The sequence below is a fragment of the Nocardia cyriacigeorgica NBRC 100375 genome (assembly GCF_000308555.1).
Classification (GTDB): Bacteria; Actinomycetota; Actinomycetes; order Mycobacteriales; family Mycobacteriaceae; genus Nocardia; species Nocardia cyriacigeorgica.
This window is the reverse complement of the sequence record NZ_BAFY01000309.1, coordinates 1-7,189: the sequence shown is the minus strand read 5'-3', so window position 1 is coordinate 7,189 and position 7,189 is coordinate 1. Positions and strand designations below refer to the sequence as shown.

Here is a 7,189-nt window from a genome sequence, read left to right as displayed (position 1 = left end):
GTGACCTCCGCTACGAGGGGTGGAGCCGGGCCGACCCGGTCGAGGCCGACTCACTGATCTGGCGGATGACCTATCGCACCTTTCGGGGCGAGGACATGGTGCAGGAGGTGCGCACACAGCACCGGGTGTGGCCCGCCGACCCCGATCGGCTCACCGCCGAGGCCAGGGCGGTGGGCTTGCGCCCGGCCGACGCCGACCTCGCCACCGGCTTGCTGCGCTTCACCCGCTGAGCCACGACCCCGATCCGCGCCGGGCGCACCACCGGCGAATCGTTATGGAGGACCACGCACAATGACCGACGATGCCACCACAGCCGTGCTCGACGCGGTCGGCGACCTGTTGCCGACACTGAGCAAACGAGCCCTCGACACCGAAAACGCGCGCAAGATCCCGGTGGAGTCGCTGGCCGAGCTCACCGCCACCGGGTTCTTCGGCCTGCTGCGGCCACGCCGCTACGGCGGCCTCGAAGCGCATCCGGCCGATTTCTACGCCGCGGTGGCGGAGCTGGCCTCGGCCTGTGGCTCCACCGGGTGGGTCGCGGCGGTACTCGGTGTGTCGCCATGGAATCTGGCATTGTTCGACAGCCGCGCCCAGGACGAGGTGTGGGCCGCGGGCACCGACACCCTCATCTGTTCGTCCTACGCCATGACCGGCACCGCCGTCGCCGTCGACGGCGGCTACCGGCTCGACGGGAAGTGGGGTTTCGCCTCCGGTTGCGACCATGCGCGCTGGGCGTTGCTCGGTGCCCGGGTCATGGTCGACGGTGAACCGGCGGATTCGTGCACCTTCCTGGTTCCCGTCGACGACTACACCGTCGTCGATGTCTGGGAATCGGTCGGCCTGCGTGGCACGGGAAGCAACGACATCGTCGTCGAGGATGTGTTCGTGCCCGCGCACAGGGTGCTCGGCTCCGATGCGGTGACCGCCTGCCGGACCCCGGGGCACAGCGTGAACGACGGCCCGCTGTACCGGATTCCGTTCGGCTGCTTGCACACGAGCGCCATCACCGCGTCGATCGTCGGAATGGCGCGCGGTGGCTATCGAGCCCATCTCGACCAGCAACGACATCGAGTGCGGGCCGCGCTTCCCGGCGACGCGCGCAAGGACACCGGATTCAGCGGCGACGCGTTCCGTGACGACCCGGCCACCCTGGAACGAATCGCGCTGGCCGCGACCGAGATCGACGCCGCCTGGCGGCAACTGACGCACAATATCGACGCCCTGTACGAGATGGCGGTGGCCGGCCGGCCCATCGGTCCGCTGCCACGGCTGCGGCTGCGCCGTGATCAAGTGCGCGGCACCGAACGCGCGGTGGCTGCCATGGACCGGCTGTTCGAGAACTCCGGTGGGCGCGCGCTGCGCCCCGACAACCCCGTGCAGCGATTCTGGCGGGATGTGCACGGCGGACGAGCTCATGCGGCCAACGACCCGGAGCGGGTGTACCGGATGTTCGCCGCCGCCGAGCTCGCGGCCACGGCGGAACCGGAGCAGCCGTGAGCGATCAGCTGGTTGCCGCACTCGCCCGGCATCCGTGGGTGGCAGCGGCGCACTGGGATCGCGACCGTGCCGCCATCGCGGTCCGGCCGGCGGCCGATGCCATCGCGGTGCGGCCCACCCCCGGGTCGCTGCTCATCGAGTATCTCGAGCATTGGCGGCACGTGTACGAATTCGTCTACTCCTCCGACGATCTGCGCCACGCCGAGGACCTGGACCTGTCGGGCTGGCGAGCATCCGACACCGGCGCCGCGTTCCCGCCTGAACACATGCTGGAGTGGATCGATCATGCCGTCGGCCTGGTCTCGCGCGGCGCGCCCGACACGGTGGTCGAAATCGGCTGCGGCAGCGGGCTGCTCGTGCACCGTCTACATACTTCAACGCGCGGTTACTTGGGTATCGATCCGGCGCAACCGGTCGTGGACCGGCTCCGCGAGCGCGCCCTGCCCGGCGTCTCGGTGCTGCGCGCCGCAGCACATGAACTGGCGGCCGATCATGTGCGTGCGGAGCTGCGGCGCTTGCAGCCCGGGGGCTCGCCGGACTGCGTCGTGCTCAACAGCGTCACCCAATGTTTCCCGGATGAGCGCTACCTGACCGCCGTCGTCGACGCGGCGATCACGATGGTCGCTCCCGGTGGCAGCGTCGTCGTGGGCGATATCCGCAATCTGGCGTCGGCAGCGGATTTCGCTCGATGGGTGGAGCAGGCCCGCAACCCCGGGCTCGGCGCCGACGAGCTCGCCCGGCGAGCCGCCGCCCGGCTGGCCGCCGACGAGGAATTGTTGTGCGATCCCCGCGTCTTCGCCGCCCTCGCCGAGCGTCATCCGCGGACGGTGCGCGCGGCCTGGTACGCCAAGCCGATGCGGGCCGATACCGAACTGACCCGATACCGCTACGACGTGGTGCTCACCGTCGACGCACCGGCGCCCGGCCCGAGCCGGGTAGTCCGGTGGGGTGAGCTACCCGGTCGAGACGCATCGGACCGGTTGGCCGCGCTGTCGGAGGCCGTGCGCCGGGACGACTCGGTCATGGTCACCGAGATCCCCAACGCGCTGATGGCGCCGACCGCCGCGCACTCGGTCGCACCGGCTCGACTGGCCGCTGTCCTGCCGTCGCACTGCGCGGTCCTGCTCGGCTCGGCCGACGGCCGATTCCTGACCGCCGGCCGGCCGGAGCAGCACGCCGAGATCGGCCTCGACGCCACCGATTCGTCATCGCCCACCTGCAACGACCCGTTCGCCCGTTATCTGCGCCGCCGGATGCCGGAGGTGCTGACCGACTATCTCGAACTGGTCTGTCCCGCACCGACACCACCGGCCATCGTCGTCTCCGAGGAGTTCGTCCCCGCATGACCAGCACACTGTCCCCGGATCGCCTCGCCGAACTACGCACGGCCTGCCGAGGCTCGGTGCTGTTACCGGGAGAGGACGGCTACGAACGGGCGCGCCGACGCTGGAACACCGCCACCGATCAGCACCCGGCCGCGGTGGTGCGGTGCACCCGGGTACCGGATGTGCGCGCGGCGGTTGCGACGGCACAGCGGCAGGGGTTGGCCGTGGCGGTGCGTGGCGGCGGCCACGAGGTCGCGCGGCACCCGGCGATCGACGGTTCGCTGCTGCTGGATCTGTCCGCCCTGCGCACCATCACGGTCGACCCGGTCGCGCGGCGCGCCGTGGTCGGAGCCGGCGTCACCTGGGCCGAATTCGATCGCGCCTGCCACCGGCACGGCCTCGCGGTGACCGGCGCGGATGTGTCGAGTGTCGGGGTGATCGGTTCCACGCTGTGCGGCGGTACGGGCTGGTTGCAGCGGATGGCGGGATTCACTTGCGACAGTGTGCGTTCGGCGCAGATCGTGCTCGCCGATGGGCAGCTGGTGCACGCGACTGCCGATCACCACGCCGACCTGCTGTGGGCGTTGCGCGGCGGCGGCGGCAACTTCGGTGTGGTCGTGGCCGTGGAATTCGCGTTACATCCCATCGCACCACTGCACGCGGGTAGTCTGCTGTTTCCGCTGGAGCAGGGGCCAGCAGTCTTTCGCGCCTTCCGCGAGCTGTGCGCCGAGGCCTCCGACGAAATGGCATTGCGCGCCACCCTGTTGCATTGGCCGCCCACCGCACCGGAGGGCCCGCCGAAGGCCGCCATCACCGTCGCCCACTTCGGCGCGCCCGAGGTCGCCCGCGCCGAACTGGCGAAGCTCAAACGCCTGGGCGAGCCGGAACTCGATCTCATTCGCACACTGGAATACCCTGAGCTGCAACGCAATACCGAGCAGGCCTTCCATGAAGGACACGGCACCGCCACCGGCACCGAATGGCTACGCGACTTCGACGACGACGCCATCGACGCCCTGGTGGCCCTGGCCGCCCGCATGCCGACCCCGCACTCGCTGCTGTCGGTGCATCAGCTCGGCGGCGCCCTGCGCCGAATCCCGAGAGATACGACGGCATTCGGCTACCACGACGCCGCCTATCATGCCGTGATGTTCTCCGGCGGGCCCACCGGTATCGATCTCGACCCGTCTCGGCGCTGGATCGCCGATGTCGTGGCCGCACTACAGGGATGCTCGGCGGGCGGACCCTATGTCGGAATCCTCGACGACACCGCATCCCCGGACCGGGTGCGCCGCGCCTACCACGTGGACTCCTATCCGCGCCTGCAACAGCTCAAGGCCACCTATGACCCCGCCAACACCTTCCGGTGCAACCACAACATCGCTCCCGCCGGCGGGCAGCGATGACCGCCGACGAGGTGAACGAGATCGCCGCCCACGCCGCGACAGCGGTGGCCGACGTGGACGCACGACACTGCCTGTCCGCCCGCGCGGACCTCGATCTGTTCGGTCTGCAAGCCATGGCCGCCGCGGTGCGGCCCGCCCTGCTCGGCGGGATCGCCCGGACCGAGGACGATCTGGCGGCCGAACTCGCCGTCGCGCCCCGACACCGGTGGCTGCTGCGCCGGTGGCTCGGCGTGCTCACCGGCCACGGCCGGCTGACAGGCGATGCCGTCAGCGGATTCTCGCTCGGCGGAGCGGGCGTCGCCCCGCAGCGCCCGCGGATCAGCGATGTCTGCGCTGATCTGGGCTACTCGCCACAGCTGGCACGCTTCTTCGACACCGCCAATCGGCATGCGCTCGAACTCTTACAGGACCGGGTCCTGGCCCAGGAACTGCTCTTCCCGGACTCGGACATGCTCACGGCCGAGGCCGCCTACCGCGATAATCCGATCAACCGGTATCTCAATGCCGCGGCCGGTGCGATCGTCACCCGCGCGGTGGGGGACCTCGCCGGCGACCGGCATCCGGTGCGGATTCTGGAACTGGGTGCCGGCGTCGGCGGCACCACCGCCGACCTGCTGCCGATCCTCGACGGGCTGCCCATCGAGTACCACTTCACCGATGTGTCCAGCTTCTTCCTCGACGCCGCGCGGGCTCGGTTCGCGCGCTACCCGTGGCTGCGATTCGATCTGATGGACATCAACGGCGAGCCCGCGCCACCGGAAACGTTCGACATCGTGATCGCCGCGAATGTCCTGCACAATGCCCACCATTGCGGCGTGGCGTTGCAGCGGCTGCGCCGCGTTCTGCGTCCCGGCGGCCACCTCGTGGTCATCGAATCGTGTCGGGAGCACTACCAGCTACTCACCTCCATGCACTTCCTGATGTCTCCCCGGCCCGGTGGCCTCCGGCCCGGCCGCGACGACGTTCGCGCGGGCTCCGACCGCATCTTCTTGACCGAGTCCCAGTGGCGGGCCGAGTTCTTCGCGGCCGGGATGCCGCCCCGGCTGGTCCTTCCGGGACCGGATCAGCCCGTCGCCGTCCACGGGCAACGGATATTCGCCGCCCGCCTACCGCGCTGACCCGAGGAGCCCCACCATGCATCGGCATCCCACCGTCGGTCGCCGGTTCGTCGCGAACGACTACTACGAGGTCGGCCGGGAACAGATCCGTGACTTCGCCCGTGCGGTCCAGGATTTCCACCCCGTCCACTGGGACGACGCCGCTGCCCGCGACCTCGGCTATCCAGGGCTGGTCGCGCCGATCACCTTCGCCTCGGCTGTCGGCTCGCTCACCCAGCGCATGCTGATGCGCGCCGCGCTCGACGGCTACGACCCCGCGCGCCTGCTGCATGTCGAGCAGGACATCCACTGCCGCCGACCGGTGATCGCCGGCGACCGGCTGACCCATGAGATCACCGTCGACTCGCGGCGCGCGACGTCCAACGGGGACCTCATCGCGCTCACCACAACGGTCCGCGACCAGTCGGCCGAGATCGTTCAGACGGTGCACACCACACTCGCCGGTCGCTCGCAGGACCCATCGCCGGCTGCGGCAACCCTGGCCATGCTCGACCTTGCCGCACCCGCGGTGACGCCGAGCATCGCGACGCCGTCACCGGCCGCGAGCGCACCGACGTCCACCAGCTCCGGAGTGTCGAATCTCGCGGTCGGACAGCGGTTTCCGGACCAGGTGTTCCGCCTCTCGCGAGGTGAGCTCGTGCACTACGCAGGAGTGTCCGGCGACGTCAACCCGATCCATTGGAACGATGCCGCCGCCGCCGACGCCGGCTTGGCGTCGGTGACCGCGCACGGGATGCTGACCATGGGTCTGGGCGCGGCGTGCCTGACGGCCTGGCTCGGCCGGCCGGACCACCTCATCGACTACTACGTGCAGTTCGCGGCTCCGGTCCTGGTCGGCACCCGCCCCACCGAACTCACCATCGGTGCGACGGTGCGGTCGATCATGCCCGCCGTCGGGCAGGCGGTCATAGCGTTGACCGCGCACAGCGACACCGCGGTTTTCGGGCAGGCCACCGCAACGGTGCTGGCGCGCTGACCAGGACTCATCCTGACCGGCGCGGGGCGCGGAGTAGGCATCGGGAGGGCCGCAACCCATTTCAGGGCGGCCGGACGATCCGCGGCACACTCCGGGCGGTCGCCGGCGGTCGTGCCGATGAACACAGCAGGTGATGAAGAGCGCTGATTTGGAATGCTCGGTCAAGAAACGTAAAGTCTCGGGTGTGGGCAGGACAAAAGAGTTCGATCCCGATGTCGCATTGCGTGCGGCGATGGAACTGTTCTGGCGTCGCGGATACGAGGCGACGTCGATGCAGGACCTGGTCGACCATCTCGGCCTCGGGCGAGGGAGCATTTACGGCACCTTCGGCGGCAAACGGGAGCTGTTCCTGCGGGCTGTCGAACGCTATGTCGAGGACACCCGTCTGGGTTTGCTGGATCAAGTGTCGGTACCGGGCTCTTCGCTGGCGGCGGTGAAGGCGCTGGTGCGCTGGTATGCGAACACCGCGCTGGACGATGACCAGCGCAAAGGGTGCTTCATGACGAACACCGCAGTGGAATTGCCCGGTGACGGCGATGTCGAGCGGCTGGTTGTGACCAGCCTCGAGGGTATGGAGACCGTGTTGACGGCGGCGCTCATGCGTGCGCACAACGCCGGGGAGTTGGGCGCGGATCGCGATCCGGTGGCGCTGGCCCGATTCCTCGTCACTTTCCTGCAAGGCATCCGCGTCGTCGGCAAGACCGCTGTCCGCGAGCGATTTCTCGACGACGCGGTCGAGCAGGCGCTATCCGTCCTCGCCTGATCACACCCCGCCGCGATGCGGGGGTTCTTTCGATCCATTTTCTTGACTGTTCATTCAAGTAAGGGAGCTTCTTCGATGGCTGCTACGGCCCTTGTCCGCACCGA

The 7,189-nt window shown here is 69.4% G+C and carries 7 protein-coding genes; all 7 read left to right on the top strand.

Going from position 1 to position 7,189, the window contains the following annotated elements:
- A partial coding sequence (locus RJ05_RS31560; RefSeq protein WP_036541998.1) for a hypothetical protein occupies positions 1-230 on the top strand: 230 nt, incomplete at its 5' end.
- A 61-nt stretch (positions 231-291) separates the two neighbouring features.
- On the top strand, positions 292-1,497 hold the full coding sequence (gene hsaA, locus RJ05_RS26305) for a 3-hydroxy-9,10-secoandrosta-1,3,5(10)-triene-9,17-dione monooxygenase oxygenase subunit (protein ID WP_051016930.1): 1,206 nt from the start codon (positions 292-294) through the stop codon (positions 1,495-1,497).
- The gene (locus tag RJ05_RS26300) at positions 1,494-2,843 is read left to right on the top strand and encodes a class I SAM-dependent methyltransferase (RefSeq protein ID WP_036541995.1); all 1,350 of its coding nucleotides are present in this window, start codon (positions 1,494-1,496) and stop codon (positions 2,841-2,843) included. Before hsaA ends, RJ05_RS26300 begins: the two co-directional genes overlap by 4 nt.
- Positions 2,840-4,228 (top strand): FAD-binding oxidoreductase, encoded by a 1,389-nt coding sequence (locus tag RJ05_RS26295; protein WP_036541993.1) that lies wholly within the window; start codon positions 2,840-2,842, stop codon positions 4,226-4,228. Before RJ05_RS26300 ends, RJ05_RS26295 begins: the two co-directional genes overlap by 4 nt.
- Positions 4,225-5,346, top strand: coding sequence for a class I SAM-dependent methyltransferase (locus tag RJ05_RS26290; protein ID WP_051016929.1), 1,122 nt, complete (start codon positions 4,225-4,227; stop codon positions 5,344-5,346). The genes RJ05_RS26295 and RJ05_RS26290 overlap by 4 nt, the downstream gene beginning before the upstream one ends.
- Before the next feature lie 16 nt (positions 5,347-5,362).
- A complete protein-coding gene (locus tag RJ05_RS26285) occupies positions 5,363-6,322 on the top strand; it encodes an FAS1-like dehydratase domain-containing protein (RefSeq protein WP_036541992.1) in 960 nt (319 codons plus the stop codon).
- Positions 6,323-6,455: 133 nt separating this feature from the next.
- Positions 6,456-7,085 (top strand): TetR/AcrR family transcriptional regulator, encoded by a 630-nt coding sequence (locus tag RJ05_RS26280; RefSeq protein WP_199780083.1) that lies wholly within the window; start codon positions 6,456-6,458, stop codon positions 7,083-7,085.
- The last annotated feature ends 104 nt before the right edge of the window (positions 7,086-7,189 follow it).

Excerpts from the sequence above, each read along its gene's own strand:
- RJ05_RS26295 (WP_036541993.1), top strand. The coding sequence starts at position 2,840 with ATGACCAGCACACTGTCCCCGGATCGCCTCGCCGAACTACGCACGGCC.
- RJ05_RS26290 (WP_051016929.1), top strand. The coding sequence starts at position 4,225 with ATGACCGCCGACGAGGTGAACGAGATCGCCGCCCACGCCGCGACAGCG.
- RJ05_RS26285 (WP_036541992.1), top strand. The coding sequence starts at position 5,363 with ATGCATCGGCATCCCACCGTCGGTCGCCGGTTCGTCGCGAACGACTAC.
- RJ05_RS26280 (WP_199780083.1), top strand. The coding sequence starts at position 6,456 with ATGAAGAGCGCTGATTTGGAATGCTCGGTCAAGAAACGTAAAGTCTCG.
- hsaA (WP_051016930.1), top strand. The coding sequence starts at position 292 with ATGACCGACGATGCCACCACAGCCGTGCTCGACGCGGTCGGCGACCTG.